This window comes from Methanospirillum sp., from assembly GCF_035406105.1.
In the GTDB taxonomy this organism is placed as follows: domain Archaea; phylum Halobacteriota; class Methanomicrobia; order Methanomicrobiales; family Methanospirillaceae; genus Methanospirillum.
In genome coordinates, this window is record NZ_DAONKG010000365.1 from 1 (window position 1) to 1,305 (window position 1,305).

At 31.6% G+C, this 1,305-nt stretch carries 2 protein-coding genes; both read left to right on the forward strand.

Features of this window, described 5'->3' with window-relative positions; genetic code table 11:
• Window positions 1-579: 579 nt before the first annotated feature.
• Window positions 580-783, forward strand: a complete 204-nt coding sequence (locus PLA23_RS13520; protein ID WP_324475555.1) for a hypothetical protein — start codon at window positions 580-582, stop codon at window positions 781-783.
• A gap of 187 nt (window positions 784-970) precedes the next feature.
• Window positions 971-1,294, forward strand: a complete 324-nt coding sequence (locus PLA23_RS13525) for a hypothetical protein (RefSeq protein ID WP_324475556.1) — start codon at window positions 971-973, stop codon at window positions 1,292-1,294.
• Window positions 1,295-1,305: the final 11 nt, after the last annotated feature.

The window sequence follows — 1,305 nt, forward strand, 5'->3', positions numbered from 1 at the left end:
AATTTAAAATGAATTTAAAATGAATTTAAAATGAATTTAAATCAAAAAAAAAAAAAAATGAATTTGAATAAAAACTAAATCAAAAATGAGTCAAAAATGAGTCAAAATGAATTTGAATCAAAAAAAAAAATGAATTATAACTGAATATGAATTAGTTCTTAATCGAAGGCTCCGGGTAGTTTCGGACGTTGCTTGAGATTGGCAGCATATAAATCATTGTCACTCATTTTCTTCCTCTTCATATTATATTCGCATTTTACAAGAGAACAGAGATTTCCACATTTGATACTTGGCAGAAACAGACAGTTCATAAAATTTACACCTGCTTTATCATATTCGTTTTCCAACCATATAATAATTCCTGTTGATTAAAATTCCTGATCATCAGGGTTACATTGCTGTATAAATCTATAAATATTATGCAATACAAAGTTAATTAATAATATGGAACATGATAACAAACCTGACAATTATATGGAGATGCCGGAAACGGTTGAAATATGTGATACAAAATATAAAATTGCTGATTACCCCGATTACATCTGGTGTATACTGTTTTATCTGAGATATAAACATGAAATGGACTGGATAGAACCCGGTGATCATGATGTCCAGTATCTTGGAGAAGATGCATCCGGTCTGTATTACCAGTTAAACTGTGACAAACGCCCGAGGTTTTTGATTAAATTTGGAGAGTGTCCTGATAATAAAAATGATTTAACCCTTAAATTTAAGACTGCTGTATATACCGTTAGTATGCTGGATCATATCCACCAGTATTAATATAATTTGTTTTTGAATCGTTATCTTTATTAGTTTTGAAATCCAATTCTAAATCATGTATAAAATAAAATGGTTAAGAAAAGGGAGAATGGACAATTTTAGAATACTGGAAGGCTCTAAAACCAGGTGGATTGAAGGGGCACGATGGTACAGACGATTGTGCCCACGGTGTTATCATGTCATCGAGTTGAAGAAATACGGACAGCCATATAATTTTAATAACATCCTGTTAAAATACATAGTTAATTTATATCATATCGACATGAACGGGTACTCATCTGATGACATCAACAATATATTAAGTCCATATCCTGCATCTGAATACGATGAACTCGATTTATTAAATGCTTCTGTTGATGCTCACCATTACATCACATTGTTAACAGTTGGTTCGAACTGTGCAGATGACGCAATCAGATACGTGGTCAAACCATATAGCAGAACAGAAATTCTTAACAATTACGATGGTGTCCATACATTGTTTGTTTTGCCACTTGAACAAGTAGAATAAATAGGTTAATT